Genomic DNA, 21,206 nt, shown 5'->3' with positions numbered 1-21,206 from the left:
TCGTGCAGAAACTCTACTCCGCCCGTCCCACCGTGTCCCGGGAGGGCGTCCCGCCCGCCAGGCGGGCATTATGTGCGTTTCGGCTGGGCGGCGAAAGTCAATGACCCCGAATAACGGGGAAAAACCGCGGATCTGCGCGGTTCCCAGAAATACATCACATAAGTTTGACTAAAAGGCTGTCCTAAGTAAGGCTTGCCTTGCTTGGCGCCCGTAGCTGGTGCCTGATGCATATCACGCCGAAAAAAGGATGACCTATGACGCTGCTGCCCGACGTGGAGGAACCACGCGTGGACTTCGATGCCGGAACTGGCCCGCATGCCCAACACACGTCTGCCCAAGGCACTTCCGGCCTGGATTTCGGGTCCGGCGTGGAACTCGCGCTCGCGGCCAGCAACCAGCTGTTCAACGCCCGGAATGCGCCGCGCTACGTGGCCCAGGTGCTGCAGGGCGTCAACGCCGTGGCCACCAAACTCGAGCGCACCTCGAAGCCGTTCACCGGCGTCGGCCCGGCCGAGATGAAGCGCCGCGTCGAAGCAGTGGACCTGGAGCGGCCGCTGCCGGACACGGCGGCAGCCCTCGAGGAGCTGCAGCACACCTACCTGCGCGACGCCGTGTACTTCCATGACGCAAAGTACGCCGCGCACCTGAACTGCCCCGTGGTCATTCCCGCCCTCGTGGGCGAGGCAGTGCTGTCGGCCGTGAATTCGTCGATGGACACGTGGGACCAGAGCGCAGGCGCCACCATGATCGAGCGCCGCCTCATCGACTGGACCGCCGAGCGGCTCGGCCTGGGAGGCACAGCCGACGGCGTGTTCACGTCCGGCGGCAGCCAGTCCAACCTGCAGGCGCTGCTCATTGCCCGCAACCACGCGGTGGCCCGGCTGCGGCAGGATCCGGCCAACGAGGGGCTGCGTCTGCCGCTGCTGCTGGAGAAGCTGCGGATCTTCACTTCGGTGGACAGCCACTTCAGCATCCAGAAGTCGGCGTCCATGCTGGGACTGGGGTTCGACGCCGTCGTGTCCGTCGCCTGTGCGCCCGACCACCGCATGGATCCGGCCGCCCTGGCCACCGCCCTGGCCACGGCCCACAACGACGGCCTGGTTCCCATGGCGGTTGTGGGTACGGCCGGGACCACGGACTTCGGCGCAGTGGATCCGCTGGCGGAACTGGCCGCCCTCGCCGGAGCCTACGGTGCATGGTTCCACGTTGACGCTGCCTACGGCGGCGGACTCATGGTTTCCAACCGCCACCGCCATCTTCTGGAAGGCATCAGGCTGGCGGACTCCGTCACGGTGGACTTCCACAAGACGTTCTTCCAGCCCGTCAGTTCCAGCGCGCTGCTGGTGCGCGAGGGCGCCATGCTGCGCCACGTCACCTACTACGCCGACTACCTGAACCCGGAAACCGCGGCCCGCGCCGAGATCCCGAACCAGGTGGACAAGAGCATCCAGACCACTCGCCGGTTCGACGCCCTCAAGCTGTGGCTGACGCTCCGCATCATGGGCGCCGGTGCCGTGGGTGCGCTGCTCGACGAGGCGATCGACCTGGCGGCCCGTGTGGGCTCCGTTCTCGCAGCGAACGACGACTTCGAGCTGGCGGCCGAGCCGCAGCTGAGCACGCTGGTCTTCCGGTACCGGCCGCTCACGGCGGACGGGACGCGGCTATCCGAGGACGCGGCCGATGAGCTGAACCCGGCGATCCGCTCGGCCGTGTTCGCGTCCGGCCAGGCCGTCGTGGCCGGCACCAAGGTCGCCGGCCGGCACTACCTGAAATTCACGCTCCTCAACGCCGAGGCAACGCTCGAGGATATCGGCGAGATCATTGCCCTGCTTCGAAGCTCGGGCGAGAGCCTGCTCGCTGCCGGCTCGGCCGCACGGACGGAGGCACACGCATGAGCACGGCATCTTTCAGTACCTCAGGCGCAGGCCACGTTTACGATTTCGCCGGCATCGGCGTCGGCCCCTTCAACCTGGGCCTCGCCGCGCTGAGCGAACCGATCGAGGGCCTGGACGGCGTGTTCCTGGAACGGCGGGAATCCTTCGACTGGCACCCCGGCATGATGCTGGAGCCGGCCCACCTGCAGGTGCCGTTCATGGCGGATCTCGTGACCCTGGCGGATCCGACATCACCGTACTCCTTCCTGAACTTCCTCAAGCAGACCGGCCGGCTCTACCGCTTCTACATCCGCGAAAACTTCTACCCGCTGCGGGCCGAGTACAACCAGTACTGCCAGTGGGTGGCCGGCCAACTGCCGTCGGTCCGGTTCGGCGCGGACGTCACCGACGTGACGTACGACGGCGGCGTGTACACACTTTCGGTGGACGGCCCGGCCGGGCCGGAGGTGCTTCGTGCGCGCCGGCTGGTGCTCGGCACCGGAACATCGCCCTATGTTCCCGAAGCATGCCGCGGCATTCTGGCTGCCGGGGGACCGGTCCTCCACAACGCGGAATACCTGGCGCGGAAAAGCGAACTCCAGCAGCGGCGGAGCATCACCATCGTCGGCAGCGGACAGAGCGCGGCGGAGATCTACTACGAGCTGCTTCAGGACATCGACGTGCACGGGTACCAGCTCAACTGGGTCACCCGCTCGGGAAGGTTCTTCCCGCTGGAGTACACCAAGCTCACCCTGGAAATGACGTCGCCGGAGTACGTGGACTACTTCCACGGGCTCCCGCAGGAACAGCGCGACGGCCTCATCAAGAGCCAGAAAAACCTGTACAAGGGCATCAACTCCGAGCTCATCGATGCCATCTACGACCTCCTGTACACCAAGAGCCTCTCCGGCATGGTGGACACCCGGCTGCTCACGCATTCCACCGTGACCGGTGCGGACTGGAACGCCTCCACCGGTTCCCACACCCTGGAGCTGTCCCACGGGGAGCAGGGCGCGGACTATTCGCTGGACACCGAAGCCGTGGTGCTTGCCACCGGATACGCCTACCGCGAGCCGGCGTTCCTTGCCGGCGTGCAGGACCGCATTGCCCGCGACAGCGCCGGAAGGTTCGCCGTCCAGCGCAACTACAGCACCGGCGTCGAACCCGGCGAAATCTTCGTGCAGAACGCCGAACTCCACACCCACGGCTTCGTCACGCCGGACCTCGGCATGGCCGCGTACCGCAACTCCTGCATCCTCCGGGACATCCTGGGCCGCGAGGTCTATCCGGTGGAGCGCAGCATTGCCTTCCAGGAGTTCGGAGCGCCCGCCGTGCTTGCGCCGGCGGACGCCGCCGGACTGGCTGCGGACGCGGAGGTGCCCGCATGAGCTTCACCTTCCGCTGCCTTGACGCCGCAGCCGACGCGCCGCTCCTCCACAGCTGGGTCACCCGCCCGTACGCCTCCTTCTGGGGGATGCTGAACGCGTCAGTCGAGGACGTGGTGGAGGAATATTCCAAGATCCAGTCCAGCGGACACCACCACGCGCTGCTGGGGATCGACGACGGCGTCCCGGCCTTCATGATGGAGGAGTACCTGCCGGCATCGTCGCCGCTCAGCAGCGTCTACGCCGTCCAGCCGGGTGATATCGGCATGCACCTGCTGGTCGCCCCGCCGCAGGGAATGCCGCGTCCGGGGTTCACTGCCGACGTCATGGAGTCGGTCCTGGACCGGCTCTTCCAAAAACCCGGTGTGGAGCGCGTGGTGGTGGAGCCCGACGCCCGCAACACGAAGATCCACGTCCTCAACGCCCGGCTGGGCTTTGAGCCTGCCGGCGAGGTGACCCTGCCGGACAAGCAGGCACTCCTGAGCTTTTGTACACGCGAGTCATTCCACGCTGCGCGTGCCGCCCGTTCCTTGACCCCGACACGCCAATCAACGCAGGAAGCATCACTGTGACCACCCTTGAATTTGAATCTGTCCTGACCGCCGGCAATGCGGCTTCCCACCTCACGCCGGAACGCTGGGCCGCTGCCAACCGGCACCTGATCCGCAAAGCGCTCGCCGAGTTCTCGCACGAGCGGATCCTCGTCCCGGAACCGACCGGAAACGGCGACGGCGGGTACCGGGTCCGCAGTGACGACGGCACCGCTGAATACCGCTTCTCCGCCCGGATCCTGCAGATGGACCACTGGTCCGTCGACGCGGCTTCGATTACCTGCCGCCGCGACGGCCAGGACGCCCCGCTGGATGCGCTGCGCTTCATTACTGAACTCTCCGGAACCTTGGGCATCCGCCAGGAAATGCTGCCCATTTACCTCGAGGAGATCAGCAGCACCCTCTCCAGCCATGCGTTCAAGCAGTGGATGGGCCAGCCGTCGTCGGCCGAACTGGCAGCCGGCGTGACCCGCGGGGCGGACGCAGCCACGGACTTCCAGACGATTGAACGCAGCATGACCGAGGGGCACCCGTGCTTTGTGGCCAACAACGGGCGGCTGGGGTTCGGAATCGGTGACTACCGCGCCTTTGCCCCGGAGGCAGCAGCCCCGGTGCAGCTGGAATGGATCGCGGTGCACCGCAGCAAGGCGGTCTTCACATCCAGCGAAGGGCTGGACTACGCCGCGCACCTGGAAGCGGAACTGGGGGCAGGCGCCTTGGCCTTCTTTGACGCCGAACTCGGCGCCCGTGGCCTGGACCCTGCCCAGTACTTCCTGATGCCGGTGCATCCGTGGCAGTGGGAGAACAAGCTGACGGTCACGTTTGCCGCCGAAATCGCCCAGCGGCACATTGTCCACCTCGGAATCGGGGCTGACAGGTACCAGGCCCAGCAGTCCATCCGCACGTTCTTCAATAGCACCGCGCCGGGGAAAACGTACGTCAAAACGGCCATGTCCGTGCTCAACATGGGGTTCATGCGCGGGCTGTCACCGCAGTACATGAAGGCAACGCCGGCGATCAACGACTGGCTCCAGGACCTGATCGCCGGTGACGAGGCACTCCAGGGCCGGGGGCTTGCCATGATCCGTGAAGTGGCGGCCATCGGCTACCACAACGGCTACTACGAGGCAGCCGCTGCGAAGGAGTCGCCGTACCGGAAGATGCTCTCCGCGCTGTGGCGGGAAAGTCCGTTGCCGCTGCTCAAGGACGGCCAGCAGCTGGCCACCATGGCCTCCCTCCTGCACGTCGACGCCGCGGGCAAGCCCATGGTGTCCGCGCTGATCGAGCAGTCCGGGATGGAGCCGGGCGCGTGGCTGCGGCAGTACTTCGAGGCGTACCTCGTCCCGCTGGTGCACTGCCTGTACCGCTACGAGCTGGCCTTCATGCCCCATGGCGAGAACGTGATCCTGGTCCTCGAGAACGGCGTGCCGGTCCGCGCCGTCATGAAGGACATCGCGGAGGAGATCGTGGTGATGGGGGACAGGCTTGACCTGCCCGAAGCGGTGTCCCGGATCAAGGTGGACATTCCCGACGGCGACAAGGTCCTGTCCATCTTCACCGACGTGTTCGACTGCATCTTCCGCTTCCTCGCCGCCCTCCTGGAGGAGGATGGCGTGCTCGGCGGCGAGGAGTTCTGGCGTACCGCGGCGGCAGCGGTTCGCGGCTACCAGGCGGAGCACCCGGAACTCGCGGACCAGTTTGCCCGCCACGATCTGTTCGCCCCGGACTTCGAACTCTCCTGCCTGAACCGGCTGCAGCTGCGCAACAACCAGCAGATGCTGGACCTGGCTGACCCGTCCGGGGGCCTGCAGAAGGCGGGACGGCTCGCGAATCCGCTGGCCACATTCGCCTGAGCTCCGCCGTCGGGCACGGCTGATTCATCGGTGCTGCGGGGCTAGGCTGGTGGCATGACGCCGAATACCGCCAGACCCACAGCCCTCGTCACCGGCGCCACCGCGGGACTTGGCGCCGAATTTGCCCGCCAGCTCGCCGAAAAGGGAAACAACCTGGTGCTCGTGGCGCGCGATACGGCACGGCTGCAGGCCACAGCGGACGAGCTGCGGCGGCGGTACGGAACAACGGCGGAGGTGCTGACCGCGGACCTGACCGACGACGGCGGCGTGGCCGCCGTCGTCGGACGCCTTTCAGACCCGTCACGGCCGGTGGACGTGCTGGTGAACAACGCCGGAATCGGGCTGCTGCACAACTTTGACGAGAACCCGATCGAGGACGAGCGGAAGCACCTGAAGCTCCATGTGCAGACGGCTATGGAGCTCAGCCACGCCGCCCTGCAGGGCATGCTGGCCCGCGGTTCCGGCCGGATCATCAACGTGGCCAGTGTGGCGGCTTTCCTTCCCCGCGGTTCCTACTCGGCGGCGAAGGCCTGGCAGCTCAGCTTCAGCCGCTGGGCGAACCTTGCCTACTCGCCTCGCGGCGTTAAGGTGACCGCCGTCTGCCCCGGATTTGTCCACACCGAGTTCCATGACCGGATGGGGATGGACAAGTCCGTGTCCCCGGGCTGGACGTGGCTGCGGCCGGGGCGCGTGGTCCGCGAAGCGCTGGCGGACAATGAGCGCGGAAAGGCTGTTTCCATCCCGACCAAGCGCTACAAGGTGCTGGCCGCCGTCGTCCGCGTGGTGCCGGACAGGTTTACGGCCGGGCCGCCGCGCCGGCCGCAGGAGCCTGGCGTCGGTTCCGCCGCGAGCGGATAAGGAGCACCACGAGGATTCCGGTGCCGGCCCCCACCACGGTTTCGACGGCGCGTTCGACGATGAGCACTTGCGGGTCCGCCGGCGCCGCAAGCTGCGTCATCAGCAGGATCACCGGAGTGAACCAGACCATCGCCAGCCCGTAGTGCCGGGTCATGAACAGCTCGGTGCCGAACTGGAAGACGATCACCAGCAGCGCCAGCACCGCAGCCTCCGCGCCCGGGAAGAAGTGCAGCGGGGCCCATGGCCCAGGCAGAAGTACGACGGCGACCAGCACCAGCCCGAGGAACGTCCCCATGATCCTGTGGATGCCACGGTGGACGCTGCTGGGCAGGTCCGCGCCGGCGAGGGGAACCGCCGCCGCAGCCATCGCCCAATGCGGGTGGCCGCTTCCGGTCAGGACGCCGATGGCACCGGCGGCGCCGACGGCCAGCACATAGCGGGCGGCGTGCAGGGCAGTCCGGCGGCGCAGTGCTCCCCGCAGCCGGGCGGACGGCCGCGCTGCGCCGCGGCGCCATGCCCTGCCCCGGACCCAGCCGCCGAATCCCACGAGCAGGGAGAAAGCGGCGGCCGCGGCAGCGATGAGCAGCGCAACGTACCAAGGTACGGCGGTGGGAACGGATGCGCAGGCGCCCAGGGCAAGGATCCCGAAGAAGGGGCCGTTGGGCCGGAGATGGACCTTGTCCGAATAGACGGATCCAACGCCGGCCAGAAGGGCTTCGATGCCAACGAGCCACCATGAATGCAGGCCGTTGACCGAAAGGAACACGCCCACGGTCACGCCCGAGAGCAGGACCAGCGCCGCCTGGAGCTGGTGCTTGAGCCGGAGCTGGTGCGGCTCCGAGCGGCCGTACATGCCGGTAAGCGCTCCGAACACGGCGTAAATGGTGAGCTCCGGCCGGCCGGCGAGCAAAAGGACGAGGGAGGGGACGGCCACGCTGATGGCCACACGCCATGCGGAGAGGTGGTCGTTGTTGGCGGGGCCCAGGCTGTGGAGCTGCCGCAGGTGGTGCACTACAGACTGCACCGGCACGACCCCTTTCACCCTACGAAGGTAACACCGCCGCAAAGATCTCACCGCGGGCTGCGTCACAAAGTGAGGCAGGCAACAGGGGCGGTTCAACGGGGGGTCAACTGGGTCAGCGCTGTCGAGATGGCAGCGCGAAGGCCCGCCCGGTATGCCCTTGGAGAGGGCGGCCCGGACGGGCCTTCAGTCGCGTCAGCTTTCAGTGCCAACAGCCTGCATCAGGCGCGGGCGGGCACCTTGTTGAGTTCGTCGTCGAGGTCCTTGTCCAGGTCCCGGTCGACTTCGTCGATGGCGTCGAACGGCAGTTCGTCGAGATCGATCAGCGGGTTCTCGTCCTGGGTGGCCACCAGTTCACGGGCCTCCGCCGCGGTGTCCACGCTGGGCATGGAGCCGGGCAGCGGGCGCTGGGCGGATTCCTTGAGGAAGTAGATGGCCGCGGCACCAACAGCCGAGGTGGCCATCAGGTAGTAGGCAGGCATCATGTCGTTGCCGGTGGCGTTGATGAGGGCATCCACGATGAACGGCGTCGTGCCGCCGAAGATTGCCACAGAGAAGTTGTAGGCAATGCCCATGGCGCCGTAGCGGCTGGCAGTGGGGAACTGCGCCGGCAGCGCGGAGGCGAGGTTCGCAACGTAGAAAGTCACGGGGAACGCGATCAGCGACAGGCCGGCCAGGGTTGACCAGATGCTGCCTATGCCGATCAGCATGAACGCCGGGGCGGCCAGGACCACGGTGCTGACGGCACCGATCCAGAGAACCGGGCGGCGGCCGATGCGGTCAGAGAGCTTGCCGGTCAGCGGAATGCAGAGGCTCATGACCACGAGCACAGGGATGGTGAGCAGCGTGCCGTGGACGGGGTCGTAACCCTTGGACTCGGTGAGGTAGGTGGGCATGTAGGACGTCAGCGCGTAGCCGGCGGTGTTGGCCGCTGCCACGAGGATCATGGCCACGATGATCGAGCGCCAGTAAGCCTTGACGATGCCGATGGGCCCCTTTGCGGCAGCCTCATCACCGGCGGCAGCATCCTTGGCGAGTTCCTCCTGGGCGTCCAGGGTGGCCTGGAACTGGGGCGACTCCTCAATCTTGCTCCGGAAGTACACGGCGATCAGGCCCAGGGGACCCGCGATCAGGAAGGGCAGGCGCCAGCCCCAGTCCTCCATGGCGGCCTGGCCCAGGGTCAGCTGCAGCACAGACACCAGCGCGGCGCCCAGAGCGAAGCCGAGGTAGCTGCCCATGTCCAGGAAGCTGGCGAAGAAGCCGCGGCGCTTGTCAGGGGAGTACTCGCTGACAAAGGTGGTGGCGCCGGCGTATTCGCCGCCGGTGGAGAAGCCCTGCACGAGCTTGAGCACCACCAGGAGGGCGGCTGCCCACATGCCGATCTGCGCGTAGCCGGGCAGCAGGCCGACGGCGAAGGTGCTCGCCGCCATCAGCATCAGCGTGGCCGCGAGGACCTTCTGCCGGCCGACCTTATCGCCCAGCCAGCCGAACACGACGCCGCCGAGCGGGCGCGCGATGAAGGTGGCAGCGAACGTGCCCAGGAGGAACAGGGTCTGCACGCTCTTGTCGGCTTCCGGCAGGAACACAGGCCCCATGGTGGTGATGAGGTAGCCGAACACGCCGACGTCGTACCACTCCATGGTGTTGCCCACGATCGTGCCGCCGAGGGCCTTCTTGAGCATGGGCTGGTCGACGACGTTAACGTCGGATACCTTGAGCCGGCGCCGCGCGAGCAGCTTTGGTTTCTTCGCACCCTGGGGTGCGGCCTGGTTGGTTCCGCTGGCGTTCCTGGCGCCTGCTGAAGAGTCGGTCGTGCTTCGGTCTGTGGGCATTTGGGCAACTCCTGTGGAGGTCATTTGCTTGCGACTTATAGCTGCCCCGCTCCGGGCAGGCCTTCAATTTTACGGGATTTCCATGGAAATCGAGAGTTGGGTGCCGTATGATCGCCCGGTTTCGGGGGGTGGAACTGACCGAAAGTCAGATTTGTTTTGGCCGATCTGGCCCCGCCATTCCGCGGATTTTCCGCATCGCCGGCGATCGTTATCAAACCTTTTTCTGGAACGGGGCTGTACGGGCCCGATTTTGTGCCGATTCCGGGCCTGCCGGCAAGGGAAATGAGCAACGGACGGGTGCTGATTGAACCGTTCAACCGCGGTGCTCGTCTGATTGGTTAGGTCATAACTTCCAGACAGTTCATCACTTCCAGACAGGGTGTTCGCCATGGACTACGAGATCAGCGGTCTGCCGATGCATGTGTTGCTCGTCCACGCAACGGTGGTCTTCGTTCCGTTGGCGGCCCTTTGCACGCTGCTCAGCCTTCTCTGGCCCGCGGCCCGACGGCGTTTGGGAATCGTTACGCCGCTTATTGGCCTGTTGGCGCTGGTCCTGGTGCCGGTCACCGCCGCTGCCGGCGCGTGGCTCCTGGACCGCGTTGATCCCACCCCGCGGATCAATGCCCATATGCAGCTTGCCGGGACGCTCCTGCCGTGGGTGGTGGGCGTGTTCCTCGTGGCCCTGGCCCAGTGGCTGTGGTTCCGCTACGGCACCACGCAGGCAGAGGGGATGCGGAGGCGAATGGGTGCCGCCGGGTCCCGCATCGCGGGGATTGTCGCCGTGGTGGTCGCCTTGGTGCTCTGCGGCGGCGCAGTAACCGCCGTGGCGCTGATCGGGGAATCAGGGTCCAGGGCGGTCTGGGAAGGATCCTTCCGGACCGGGGCCGACGACTAAAGAAGTCTCTTCCCGGACGGCGTGATTCTGCCTAAGGTGGACCCATGGGAACACTGATCTTTGAGTAGTGCCGGCTCCGGCATTCGCCGCCGCAATCAACTCCGCCTGTTCAGGTTTTCTGGCTTCGCACTGCTTCTTCGCTGGAGCAGGGCTTCCTTGCCATCCGGTACCGGCGGAATCACGGATCTCATATGGGGACATTCCATTTCATCGCGGAAAGGAAGAACAAATGGGCGACTCCCACAACGGAAGCAGCATCAAGCCGGATGTCGCTGCGCATCTGGCGGAATCGATGGACACGCCGCCGCTGCCCACTCCCGAGACCTTGGCCGTGACCACGGCAATGGGTGGGGCGAAGCAGTGGCCGGACGGCAACGGCAAACGGCGCCACCCCAAGGAACACGGCGCAAGCCCCGGCCGCCTTGGACAGGGTGCCGCTGTGACGGCAATCCACCGGACCAGCCGTCCGCAAATGCCCCACTCGTCCTGACCAGCTGAAAACACCAGACAGCCTGGCAGCGCCCAATATCGGGCGCCACCAGGCTGTTCTGTGTGGCTGGCAGGACTGTGCCATCATAGTTGCGGGGATTCCATCACGACCTCCGCCGGTTCCTTGTCCAGCCGCCAGCCGCGCCACACCGGATGGCGGAGCTTGCCGCTTCCGGTCCATTCACCGAAGGTCACCTCACCCACCAGGGCGGGGTTCACCCAGCGCGCGTCTGCCGCGTCCGCCGAGGGAACGTCATCGAACGGCGACGTCTTCCGGGCCAGCCCCTCCATCTTTTTCCGCAGTTCCTCCAGTTCACCCATGCTGAAACCGCTTCCCACGCGGCCCACATACCGCAGCGCTTTGCCCTCCGGAATGCCGACCAGGAGGGAGCCCACGGTGTTGGACCTGTCGCCCCTGCCGGCGCGCCAGCCGCCCACCACCACTTCCTGGGTCTTCTCGATCTTGAGCTTGATCCACGTGTGGGTCCGCTGCCCGCTGACGTAGCGGCTGTCCGCCCGCTTGGCCATCACGCCTTCCAGGCCGAGCTCGCGGGCGCTCTCCAGGATGTGTTCCACCCTGTCATCCAGGGTCTCCGAGAGTTCCACCGGGCAGTCCGCGGGCTTGAAAAAGTCAGCGAGGCGTTCCCGCCGTTTCCGTAGGGAAAGCCTGCGCAGGTCGTCGCCGCCGTCGGCGAGCAGGTCAAAGAGCATCATCCGGACCGGGATGGCGGCACGGGCACGTTTCACGTCGCCCGGCCTGGTCAGTTTCATCCTTCCCTGCAGGAGCCCGAAGTCGGGCGTGCCGGAAGGCCCGACGGCGATAATCTCGCCGTCCGCGATGAAGTCCTGCGGTGGCCAGCAGCTCCGGTCCGTGAATTCGGGATAGCTGGCCGACATGTCATTGCCGTTGCGGCTCAGGAGCCGGATGCGGTCGCCGTCCGCCACCACGAGCGCACGGATCCCGTCCCATTTGAGTTCGAAGAGCCAGTCGCTGCCGTGCAGGTCCGCCGGGGTGCCCGCCGAGGCCAGCATGGGGGCCGGGTCCTCCTGGAGGGTATCCCTTCGGGGTGCTGCCGGCCTGGAAGCCGCCGTGCGGGCCGGTCCCGCCGGACCTTTGGCGCCAGCCGGTACCTTGGTGCTACCAGGCGATTTCCGTGCCCCTGGAACCCTGTCCATCAGATGGATGAGCCATTGTGACTCCTCGCCCTGGCCCTTTCCCGTGTGGATCAGGGCGAACCTCTTGCTGCCGCCCAGCCCGCCGCCCTCACCGCCCGTCAGCGTGGCGATTACTTCCGTGCCGTTGACCCATTTCTCGAGCTCGTAGACGCCCTTGTCCCAGATGCTCACACTGCCCGCACCGTACTCGCCCTTGGGGATGTCGCCTTCAAAATCGGCGTAGTCCATGGGGTGGTCTTCGGTCTGTACCGCCAGATGGTTTTTGTCCCCTGACTCCGGCACGCCCTTAGGCAGCGCCCAGGAGACAAGCACGCCCTCGTGCTCCAGCCGGAAGTCATAGTGGAGCCGGCTGGCGTGGTGTTCCTGGATGACGAAGATCTCCTTGCCCGCCTGCCCCGGTAGGCCGTTGGCTTTTGCCGCGTGGTGCTCTTCCGCGGTGAACGGCTCGGGCGTCTTGCCTTGGTCGCGCAGGGACCGGTACTTGGTCAGCCGGGGATCCGCGTGCCCGCCGCCGCGCGATCCCGCCGTTTTTGGAGGCTCGGGGGATGCATGGATGGTGCCCGCACTGACCGGGGCGAAGGGGTCCTTGCCGGCTGCCACCCGGCGCATGACTTCCTCATAGTCCAGATGCTTGAGCGACGGCGAGCTCAACTCACGCCAGGTCCGCGGAGCCGCCACGGTGGGGTGCAGGCGCCCGCGGAGCGAATACGGAACGATGGTGGTCTTCGCCGCGTTGTTCTGGCTCCAGTCCACCAGGACCTTTCCCGTCCTGAGGGTCTTCTTCATGTCACTGACCGCAAGGTCCGGGTGGTCGGCCTCCAGCGCCCGCGCCAGTTCACGGGCGAAAGCTGACACCTCGTCCGAGGTCTGGGTACCTTTCAGGACCGCGTACAGGTGGATCCCCTTGCTGCCGCTGGTGACCGGAACCGGCTCAAGTCCCACGTCCTGCAGGATGGTCCGGGCCAGCTTGGCCACCTCCACGCATTCGGGCAGTCCCGCGCCTTCCCCGGGATCGAGGTCCAGGACGAGCCGGTCGGGCGGCAGGGCACTGCCGTGGGAGTCCACCGTCCATTGCGGCACGTGGATTTCCAGCGAGGCGATCTGCGCCAGCCAGGTGAGGGTGGCCGGATCATTAACCAGTGGATAGTAGTTGGTATTGGACTTGTGCGTGATGGCGGCGCGAGGCACCCAGCCCGGGGCAGAGTCGTCCAGGTTCTTCTGGAAAAACATCTCGCCGGGCTGCGCTTCGGTTCCTACCCCATGCACCCACCTTTTGCGGGTTGCCGGTCGGTTTCTGGCGGCGGGGATCAGCACCGGGGCCACAGCGGCGTAATAGGCGATGACGTCCGCCTTGGTGGTGCCGGTGGCGGGATACATCACTTTGTCGAGGTTGGTCAGGGTCAATTCGCGGCCGCCGACGCGCACGCGTTCCTTACCGCCGGCCATGGGGCTTCACCTCCGGCGTTGTGTGCTGTTGACTTGTCCCATGAGAGCCATCTGGAAAGGCGCCATCGCGTTCGGGCTGGTCAACGTCCCGGTGAAGGTCTACAGCGCCACCGAGGACCACGACATCAGCCTCCATCAGGTGCACAACGCCGATGGCGGCCGCATCCGCTACCAGCGCCGCTGTGAGGTCTGCAGCGAGATCGTCGACTACTCCGACATTGAAAAGGCCTACGAGGACGACGGCCGGACGGTGATCCTCACCAAAGAGGAGCTCAAGTCCATTCCCGCGGAGAACAGCCACGAAATCGAAGTGGTGCAGTTCGTCCCCTCCGAACAGCTCGACCCCATCATGTTCGAGAAGAGCTACTACCTGGAGCCGGATTCCAAGTCGCCCAAGGCCTACATGCTGCTGCGCAGGGCACTGGAGGACACTGAGCGGGTGGCCGTGGTGCAGTTCGCGCTGCGGGACAAGACCCGGCTGGGTGCTTTGCGGATCCGGGACGACGTCCTGATGCTGCAGGCGCTGCTGTGGGCGGATGAAGTCCGGGACGCCTCGTTCCCTGCCCTGGACACGTCCATCCGCATCTCCGCGCAGGAACGGGAGATGTCCGCCGCGCTGGTGGAGTCCATGGCCTCCGACTTCGAGCCCGCGCAGTTCACCGACGACTACCAGGCCCAGCTCCGGCAGCTTATCGAGGCGAAGCTGGAAAAGGGCGACGCGCTGGACACCGAAGAGACGTTCGGTGCCGAGGCCGAGGGTGGCAAGGGGGAAGTGATCGACCTGATGGAGGCCCTGAAACGCAGCCTCGACAAGAAGCGCGGGGGAGGGCCGGCCGCACAGGACACCTCTGAAGACGAGTCGTCCGAGGACGAACCCTCCGGTCCGGCCAAGCGCAGCGGCCGCAGCAGCAGCCGGAGCAGCACCGCCAAAAAGGACGCGGAGGATTCCGACGCCGAAGCCGCCAAGAGCGGTACCGCCAGGACCCGCAGCAAGACTGCCGGCGCCGCCAAGACGAGTGCCGCGTCCAAGGCCAGTACCGCTGCCAAGACCAGCGCAGCGTCGAAAACCGGCACAGCCTCGGCGGCAAGCACCGCATCCAAGACCGGCGCCGGCTCCAAGACCGGCGCTGCCTCGAAGACCAGTACCGCTGCCAAGTCCACGGCGAAGACCGCGCGTAAGGGCGCCTGAATGGGCGGGCGCCCCGCGGCGCGGCTGCACGTGCACCCGCTTAGGAATTCCTGAGCGCGGAGACGAGTTCGCTCTTTTTCTTGCCTGAATATCCTTTGAGGCCGATTTCCTTGGCTTTGGCCTTGAGCTGATCCACGGTCCAGTCCTCATAGTTCCCGGACTTGCCGCCTTTGCGGCCCACCCCGGAGCGTCCCTTGTTGGCTGCCGCATTGGAGACGCGCGCCGCCTTCTGCTTCGAGGCCCCCTCGTCGCGGAGCTCTTCGTAGAGTTTTGGATCTTTCACGCTGGGGTTCTTCCTCCCTGGCATTGCTACCTCCGTGATGGGACGACAGGCATTAAGGAACGATCGGGTGGATCAAGTCAGTGGGCTCCCGGACTGTCTACTTCGCCCCGGTCCACCGCGGCACGCCAGGCGCCCGTCTCGATGCCCCGGGCTTCGATGAATTCCTTGAACCGCACCAGGTCGGAGGACACTTGCTGCTCATCAACGTGGGCGGCGGCACCGGCCCTTTCCAGCAGACTCTCGGGCTCCCATGCGAGTTCCACGTTCACGCGGCAGAGGTCCTTGCCCAAGTCCTCGAACGTGACTCGGCCGGCGTTGCGGGGTTTGTCCTTGCTGACCCAGGCGATGCACCGGTCCGGCGTCTGTTCCAGGATCTGTGCGTCGTATTCGCGCCTGACGCCCGCCACGCTGGTGCGGAAATGGAGGGAGGTCTCGTCGATCTGCTCCACGGACTCGACGCCCTTCATGAAACGGGGAAACGATTCGAACTGTGTCCACTGGTTGTAGGCCGTGCTGACCGGTACCTCGACGTCCACGCTTTCCTGCAAGGTTTCCACTCTGTCATCCTCCTTCAGCCCGGCAGTCCCGGGGTCAATCGAATGGCTGGCCACAGTTCCAAGCTAGTGCGGCGAAGAATCAAAAACAAGAAACTACTAAGTTTGCTTACTGACGTGCAATTGCCCGCTGATCAGGTGCGATGACGGGCCCCGGCCATGCACCCGCGGCAAAAACCATCCGGAAACGGCAACGGCCGGCCTTCGCGGCAGTCCCCTGACGGAAGCTGCTGCGAAGGCCGGCCGTAAAGCGCGCGGTGCCTACTCGGCGTCGTGATCCGTTTCCAGGATCTGGACCAGGCGCTCGAGGGCGGCGTCGGCGCCATCACCGTCGGCCCGCAGCACCACAACGTCGCCGTGCGATGCGCCAAGGCTCATGAGGGAAAGGATGCTGGCCGCGTCCATGGCCTCGTCGGCAGGCTCCCCTTCGCGGGCAATGGTGATGTCGAGGTCAAACTCGCCTGCTGCCTCAGCGAAGATGGCGGCGGGACGGGCGTGCAGGCCTACGCGGCTGGCGACTGTTGCGGTACGTTCGGACATTTCTGCTCCTTGCATTTGCAGTGTGGGTTTGGGTGCTGAAGGACAGCGCGGTCAGACAGTTACGGGCACGTTCTCCACCGTATCAACGGCCTTGCGGGCAGCCCAGCGTTTGAGGGCCACCACGATGAGCGCCGTGACCACGGTTCCGGCCAGGATGGACACGATGAACATCAGCACGTTGCCGATGGCGAAGAACACGAAGATGCCGCCGTGGGGTGCCTGTGACGTGACGCCGAAGGCCATGGTGAGCGCGCCGGTGACAGCGCCGCCGACCATGCTCGCCGGGATGACGCGCAGCGGGTCCGCCGCAGCGAACGGAATGGCACCCTCGGAGATGAAGGAGGCACCCAGCAGCCAGGCGGCCTTGCCGTTTTCGCGCTCGGCCAGGCTGAAGAGCTTCTTGTCCAGGACGGTGGCCAGGGCCATCGCCAGCGGCGGTACCATGCCGGCGGCCATCACGGTGGCCATGATCTGCCAGGGTGCCTGGTTGGTGGCGCTGCCGGCGCCGAGGCCGGCGACGGCGAAGGCGTAGGCCACCTTGTTGACGGGGCCGCCGAGGTCGAAGCACATCATGAGGCCGAGGATGATGCCCAGAACGACGGCGGACGCGCCGGACATGCCCGAGAGCCAGGTGTTCAGCCCGACGGTGATGCCGGCAATCGGTCCACCGAGGAACAGGAACATCGCGCCGGAGGCGATGATGGAGGCCAGCAACGGAATGATGACGACGGGCATCAGGCCACGGAGCCAGCGGGGCACTGACCATGTTCCGATCAGGTGGGCGATGTAGCCGGCGAGCAGGCCGCCGACGATGCCGCCGAGGAAGCCGGCACCCATGAAGCCGGAGACAGCACCCGCAACGAAGCCCGGTGCAATACCCGGACGGTCGGCGATCGCGTAGGCAATGTAGCCGGCGAGGGCGGGAACCAGGAAGCCCATGGACAGGGCACCGATCTTGAAGAAGACGGTTCCGAGGTACAGGGCGAGGTTGCCGTCGGGAAGGTTAACCAGGGAGTTGTTGGCCAGGATGTCGTTGGCCTTGGTGCCCAGGGCGATGTCGAACCCGGCCAGCAGGAAGCCCAGAGCGATCAGGAGGCCGCCACCGGCCACGAACGGGATCATGTAGCTCACACCGGTGAGCAGCGCCCTCTTCAGCTTCTGGCCAATGTGCTCGCCCTTTTCGGCGGCTTCCTTTTCCGCCTGCTCTTCGGCACCGAAGTGCGGGACGCGGCGCGCGTGCGGGTCGTTGGCTGCGTCGAGTGCTTCCTGGACCATCTTGGCGGGTTCGTCGATGCCGCGCTTGACCGGCGCGTTGATGACCGGCTTGCCGGCGAAGCGCTCCTTGCCGCGCACGTCCACGTCCACCGCGAAGATCACGGCGTCGGCTGCGGCAATGACTGCCGGGTCCAGCGGCTTGGCACCGGAGGAGCCCTGGGTCTCAACCTGGAGGTCCACGCCCATTTCCTGGGCCGCGGCCACGAGGGAGTCCGCGGCCATGTAGGTGTGCGCGATGCCGGTGGGGCAGGCCGTGACGGCGACGAGGCGCCGCGGTCCACCGGCAGCAGCGCCACCGGAAGCAGCGCCGGCAGTTGCAGCGCCGGCCGTGGCGCCGCCGGCAGCAGCGGTGGCCGCGGTTTCGGAGGCGGGAGCCTTCGGCTTGTCCGCCAGGGCGTTGTCCACGAGCTCCACGATTTCTTCCCGGGACGTGGCCGCGCGGAGCGCGCCGGTGAAGTCCTTTTTGATGAGCGAGCGGGCAAGCTTGGACAGCAGCTTCAGGTGCTCCTGGTCGGCGCCGGCCGGTGCAGCGATGAAGAAAATAAGGTCGGCGGGACCGTCCTTGGCGCCGAAGTTGACGGGCTGGGACAGGCGTGCCATGGCAAGGGTCGGTTCGGTCACGGCAGCCGAGCGGCAGTGCGGGATGGCGATGCCGCCGGGAACGCCGGTGGCGGTCTTCTGCTCGCGGGCGAAGGCATCGGTGAAGAGGCCTTCGACTTCGCTGGCGCGTCCGTTGGCGGCAACACGGCCGGCCAGGTGCCGGATCACGTCCTCGGGCGAATTGCCCAGGTTCTGGTCAAGCTCGACCAGGTCCGCGGTGATGAGCTGAGTCACTGTCAATCCTTCCGGAGAGCCGTGATGGTTACGGCGTCGGGGGTTGTTTGGTGGACTGCCGGGACGGTGGAGCCCGGCAGGGAAGCGGCAGCGGCGCCATGCGCCACAGCCTGGCGGAGGCAGTCAGCCGGGGCTGCGCCCTGGCTGGCGGCCAGCAGATAGCCGGCCAGCGACGAGTCACCGGCGCCGACCGTACTGACTGCGGTGACCGGCGGGTGCGTGGCCAGCCACGCGCCGTCGGCCGTCACGAGGACAGCGCCCTTTGAACCGAGCGTTGCCAACACGGCCCCCACACCGGAACGCACGACGGCGGCAGCTGCCGCCGCGGCGGCATACGGATCCGCTTCGAGTTCCTCAGCCGTGCTTGCCGAGGAAAATCCTGCTGCTGCGGCCAGTTCGGCCAGCTCCTCGGCATTGGGTTTGAGCAGGTCCGGTTTTCCGGACGCTGCTTCTGTTGCGTCGCCGGCGACGGCCGCTGCCAGCGGTGCGCCGGAGGAGTCGACGGCAATCATCGGAACCCCGGCCCCGGCGTCGGCATTGCGCAGCCGCCGGGTGACCGTGGCGTAGAAGTCAGCCGGGACGCCGGGCGGAAGCGAACCCGCCAGGACCACCCAGCTGGCTCCGCGTGAACGTTCCAGGAGCAGGCTGATCAGCGCCTCCTGTGCGTCCTCGGCGAGGACAGGGCCAGGTTCGTTGATTTTGGTGGTGACACCGCCCGGCTCCGTCAGCGCCACGTTGGTGCGCAACGGTTCGTGGATGGCGAGCGAAGCGAAGGGCACGCCTTCTTCCCGCAGGCCGGCCAGCACGGGATCGGTTTCCGCGCCGGGCAGCACCGCAAGTGTTTCGAGGCCGGAGGTTACGAGGGCACGGGAAACATTAACTCCCTTGCCGCCGGATTCCTGTCGGACGGAAACTGCGCGCTGCACTTCGCCCCGTTCGAGGGGGCCGGGCAGCGCCACCGTCCGGTCCAGGCTTGGGTTGGCTGTGAGGGTGACGATCATGCGACTACCACCTCCACGCCGGCGTCGGCGAGGGCCGCAGCTAGTTCCGAGCTGGGTTTGCGGTCAGTGATCACGGTATCCAGATCTTTCAACGAGGCGAACTGGACGAGCGTTTCCGCATCCAGCTTGGACGAGTCGGCCAGCACCACGATGCGGCGTGCCGAGTGGACGAAGGCAGCCTTGACGGCGGCTTCTTCAGAATCTGGTGTGCTGAGGCCAAAGCTTGCATGGATGCCGTTGGTCCCCACAAAAGCGATATCCGGACGCAGCTTGCCGGCGGCTTCCACCGTGCCCTGGCCCACCGCGGCCTGCGTGAGTCCGCGGACCCGGCCGCCGAGAATCTGCAGGGCGATGCCTGGTGTGCTTGCGAGCTTGGCGGCAATGGGGACGGCGTGTGTGATGACAAGGAGTTCCCGGGACGGATCAGCCGGTTTGGCCGGAGCTGCGGCGCCGCGGCGGGCGAGGAGGTCGGCGAGGACTTCGGTGGTGGAACCGGCGTCGAGGAGGATGCTGCTGGAGGGGCCCTTTGGAAGGAAGCCCAGGGCGGCTTCGGCGATGCGGAGCTTCTGCGCCTGCCGCTGGATGGTCCGCTCGAGGATGCTCTCCTCCGTGGTGCTGAAGCGGTCCGCGGACACGGCGCCGCCGTGCACGCGGCGCACCGTGCCTGCCGACTCCAGGGCGGCGAGGTCGCGGCGGACGGTCTCGGTGGTGATGCGGAAGCGCTCGGCGAGATCGGTCACGCTGGCGCGGCCGCTGGCCGCAACGAGCCCGGCGATCTGCTGCTGACGCTCCTCGGCAAACACATACCCTCCATTGCGTAGTTCCTGCGCTGCAATTTTTCTGCAGTGCGTCTTCCTGCACCTGTCGTAATCCCTCGATCAGTAACTGTGGTCAGTGACCGCTGTCACAAATCTGCAAGTACTTGACTTTATCTTCGTTCTTGTTGGTTTGTCAACGAAAAAACAACAGAAAACCAAAATGGCCGGACCCGACCCGAAGGTCCGGTCCGGCCAAGCTGCTGGCTTCACCGCTGCCCGTTCAACGTCACCGTCGCAACTAGAGGCCGCTGTCACGGCTTTCATTCCGGGTGATCCTTTCACCCGTGTTGGGGTCCACGACGGAGCGTGTCTCGCTGATGCGGCGGCTCCGGCCGGGGGACGCCATGACCAGGGATGCGATGAGGCCGATCACCCCCACGGCCATCAGGATGTAGCCGATCAGGGTCTGATCCACGTTGGGAATGAGGCCTGGTGTGATGGCCCAGGCGAGGATCGCACCCAGGGCGATGAGGAAAATGGCGGAACCGATTCTCATGACTTGCTCCTTGCGTTCGCGGACTTCTCGTAACTTGGTTCGTACGGTTGGCCGTGCGTCATTTGCTAAGCATGCTGTCAAGCGTCAGGCTACATCCGGGTAAGTCCCGTTTCAATCAAATCCGCAGGTCAGGGCGAGGGTGGCTTTCGGCAACTCGATAGGCTGGTCGGATGGAGACGGTTGTATGGTCCAAGCCGCAAGAGGAGCGTCCCGGCACCCCGCTGCTGGTGATGATGCACGGCTACGGGACCGATGAATCCCGGATGGTCAACCTCTTCGACTATCTCCCCGCGGAATTCACCTGTGCGGCACTCCGCGCGCCCATGCCAATCGCTGAGGGCTACGGCTGGTTCCTGCTGGACTATTTCCTGACCAACGACTTTGCCGATGTCATCACGGCTGCCAATTCAGTGTTTTCCTGGATCGACTCGGTCCGGTCGCTCCACACCAGTGTGAGCCTGCTGGGCTATTCGCAGGGGATGGCCATGGCGAGCACGCTCCTGCGCCTGCGGCCCCGGGGCTTCCCGGCGGTGGTGGGGCTTTCCGGGTTCGTCCTGGACAACGACCTGCTGGCGCTCAGCGAGTCGTTTGACGAGCGGCCCCCGTTCTTCTGGGGCAGGGACAAGGCCGATCTCGTGATCAACGGGGACGCAACCGCGTACACGGAGGAGTGGCTCAACACGCACACCCGGCTCACGGCGAGGACATATCCGGGCATGGGCCACGCCATGTCCAAGCAGGAGATGGTGGACGTCAGTGCGTTCCTGCGGCACTATGTCCTGGGCTGACTCCCGGTTCCGGCGGAGGCGCAATTAAAAACAGTTGCGGGGTAAAAC

The 21,206-nt window shown here is 66.1% G+C and carries 20 protein-coding genes; 10 read left to right on the top strand and 10 right to left on the bottom strand.

Annotated features, from left to right (window positions below; genetic code table 11):
• Positions 1-254 precede the first annotated feature (254 nt).
• From ARGLB_RS04320 to ARGLB_RS04300, 5 genes are read left to right on the top strand one after another with little or no spacing between them, the layout of a single operon-like run.
• On the top strand, positions 255-1,895 hold the full coding sequence (locus tag ARGLB_RS04320) for a pyridoxal phosphate-dependent decarboxylase family protein (RefSeq protein ID WP_003799307.1): 1,641 nt from the start codon (positions 255-257) through the stop codon (positions 1,893-1,895).
• Positions 1,892-3,262: a lysine N(6)-hydroxylase/L-ornithine N(5)-oxygenase family protein gene (locus ARGLB_RS04315; RefSeq protein WP_003799305.1), complete on the top strand. Its 1,371-nt coding sequence runs from the start codon at positions 1,892-1,894 to the stop codon at positions 3,260-3,262. The genes ARGLB_RS04320 and ARGLB_RS04315 overlap by 4 nt, the downstream gene beginning before the upstream one ends.
• A complete protein-coding gene (locus ARGLB_RS04310) occupies positions 3,259-3,831 on the top strand; it encodes a GNAT family N-acetyltransferase (RefSeq protein WP_003799303.1) in 573 nt (190 codons plus the stop codon). Before ARGLB_RS04315 ends, ARGLB_RS04310 begins: the two co-directional genes overlap by 4 nt.
• On the top strand, positions 3,828-5,663 hold the full coding sequence (locus ARGLB_RS04305) for an IucA/IucC family protein (protein WP_003799301.1): 1,836 nt from the start codon (positions 3,828-3,830) through the stop codon (positions 5,661-5,663). The genes ARGLB_RS04310 and ARGLB_RS04305 overlap by 4 nt, the downstream gene beginning before the upstream one ends.
• Positions 5,664-5,717: 54 nt before the next feature.
• Positions 5,718-6,521, top strand: coding sequence for an SDR family NAD(P)-dependent oxidoreductase (locus tag ARGLB_RS04300; protein WP_003799300.1), 804 nt, complete (start codon positions 5,718-5,720; stop codon positions 6,519-6,521).
• Here ARGLB_RS04300 and ARGLB_RS04295 read toward each other — a convergent pair.
• Positions 6,460-7,545: an FUSC family protein gene (locus ARGLB_RS04295; protein ID WP_003799290.1), complete on the bottom strand. Its 1,086-nt coding sequence runs from the start codon at positions 7,543-7,545 to the stop codon at positions 6,460-6,462. The genes ARGLB_RS04300 and ARGLB_RS04295 overlap by 62 nt on opposite strands.
• A 218-nt stretch (positions 7,546-7,763) precedes the next feature.
• On the bottom strand, positions 7,764-9,374 hold the full coding sequence (locus ARGLB_RS04290; RefSeq protein WP_003799288.1) for an MFS transporter: 1,611 nt from the start codon (positions 9,372-9,374) through the stop codon (positions 7,764-7,766).
• A 156-nt stretch (positions 9,375-9,530) separates the two neighbouring features.
• Here ARGLB_RS04290 and ARGLB_RS23110 point away from each other — a divergent pair, with 156 nt between their 5' ends.
• The 3 genes from ARGLB_RS23110 to ARGLB_RS04280 all read left to right on the top strand — a co-directional run bounded on the left by ARGLB_RS23110 (position 9,531) and on the right by ARGLB_RS04280 (position 10,759).
• Positions 9,531-9,716 (top strand): hypothetical protein, encoded by a 186-nt coding sequence (locus ARGLB_RS23110; RefSeq protein WP_139023247.1) that lies wholly within the window; start codon positions 9,531-9,533, stop codon positions 9,714-9,716.
• Positions 9,717-9,762: 46 nt separating this feature from the next.
• Positions 9,763-10,269 carry a DUF2231 domain-containing protein gene (locus ARGLB_RS04285; RefSeq protein WP_003799286.1) on the top strand — a complete coding sequence of 169 codons (507 nt, stop codon included), beginning with the start codon at positions 9,763-9,765 and terminating at the stop codon, positions 10,267-10,269.
• A 229-nt stretch (positions 10,270-10,498) separates the two neighbouring features.
• Entirely contained in the window at positions 10,499-10,759 is a 261-nt protein-coding gene (locus ARGLB_RS04280) for a hypothetical protein (protein ID WP_003799283.1), read from the top strand.
• Positions 10,760-10,842: 83 nt separating this feature from the next.
• Here ARGLB_RS04280 and ARGLB_RS04275 read toward each other — a convergent pair whose 3' ends face one another.
• Entirely contained in the window at positions 10,843-13,380 is a 2,538-nt protein-coding gene (locus ARGLB_RS04275; protein ID WP_003799282.1) for an ATP-dependent DNA ligase, read from the bottom strand.
• Positions 13,381-13,420: 40 nt separating this feature from the next.
• Here ARGLB_RS04275 and ku point away from each other — a divergent pair, with 40 nt between their 5' ends.
• A complete protein-coding gene (gene ku / locus ARGLB_RS04270; RefSeq protein ID WP_003799279.1) occupies positions 13,421-14,569 on the top strand; it encodes a non-homologous end joining protein Ku in 1,149 nt (382 codons plus the stop codon).
• Between the two features lie 40 nt (positions 14,570-14,609).
• Here the strand turns inward: ku and ARGLB_RS04265 are convergent, their stop codons facing one another.
• The 7 genes from ARGLB_RS04265 to ARGLB_RS04235 all read right to left on the bottom strand — a co-directional run bounded on the left by ARGLB_RS04265 (position 14,610) and on the right by ARGLB_RS04235 (position 20,370).
• Positions 14,610-14,876: a DUF7218 family protein gene (locus ARGLB_RS04265; protein ID WP_043417874.1), complete on the bottom strand. Its 267-nt coding sequence runs from the start codon at positions 14,874-14,876 to the stop codon at positions 14,610-14,612.
• A gap of 53 nt (positions 14,877-14,929) precedes the next feature.
• Entirely contained in the window at positions 14,930-15,409 is a 480-nt protein-coding gene (locus tag ARGLB_RS04260; RefSeq protein WP_003799276.1) for an SRPBCC family protein, read from the bottom strand.
• Positions 15,410-15,667: 258 nt separating this feature from the next.
• Positions 15,668-15,946 carry an HPr family phosphocarrier protein gene (locus ARGLB_RS04255; RefSeq protein ID WP_003799274.1) on the bottom strand — a complete coding sequence of 93 codons (279 nt, stop codon included), beginning with the start codon at positions 15,944-15,946 and terminating at the stop codon, positions 15,668-15,670.
• 51 nt (positions 15,947-15,997) lie between these two features.
• Positions 15,998-18,055, bottom strand: coding sequence for a PTS fructose transporter subunit IIABC (locus ARGLB_RS04250; RefSeq protein WP_003799273.1), 2,058 nt, complete (start codon positions 18,053-18,055; stop codon positions 15,998-16,000).
• A 2-nt stretch (positions 18,056-18,057) separates the two neighbouring features.
• Positions 18,058-19,056 (bottom strand): 1-phosphofructokinase family hexose kinase, encoded by a 999-nt coding sequence (locus ARGLB_RS04245; protein ID WP_003799271.1) that lies wholly within the window; start codon positions 19,054-19,056, stop codon positions 18,058-18,060.
• A complete protein-coding gene (locus ARGLB_RS04240; protein ID WP_003799270.1) occupies positions 19,053-19,859 on the bottom strand; it encodes a DeoR/GlpR family DNA-binding transcription regulator in 807 nt (268 codons plus the stop codon). Before ARGLB_RS04240 ends, ARGLB_RS04245 begins: the two co-directional genes overlap by 4 nt.
• Before the next feature lie 253 nt (positions 19,860-20,112).
• A complete protein-coding gene (locus ARGLB_RS04235) occupies positions 20,113-20,370 on the bottom strand; it encodes a DUF6458 family protein (RefSeq protein ID WP_003799269.1) in 258 nt (85 codons plus the stop codon).
• 170 nt (positions 20,371-20,540) lie between these two features.
• On the opposite strand from ARGLB_RS04235, the gene ARGLB_RS04230 reads away from it, so the two are divergent.
• Positions 20,541-21,158, top strand: coding sequence for an alpha/beta hydrolase (locus tag ARGLB_RS04230; protein WP_003799266.1), 618 nt, complete (start codon positions 20,541-20,543; stop codon positions 21,156-21,158).
• The last annotated feature ends 48 nt before the right edge of the window (positions 21,159-21,206 follow it).

This window comes from Arthrobacter globiformis NBRC 12137 (assembly GCF_000238915.1).
Lineage (GTDB): Bacteria > Actinomycetota > Actinomycetes > Actinomycetales > Micrococcaceae > Arthrobacter > Arthrobacter globiformis.
Note: the sequence above shows the minus strand (reverse complement) of the source record. Positions and strands in the feature narration are given on the sequence as shown.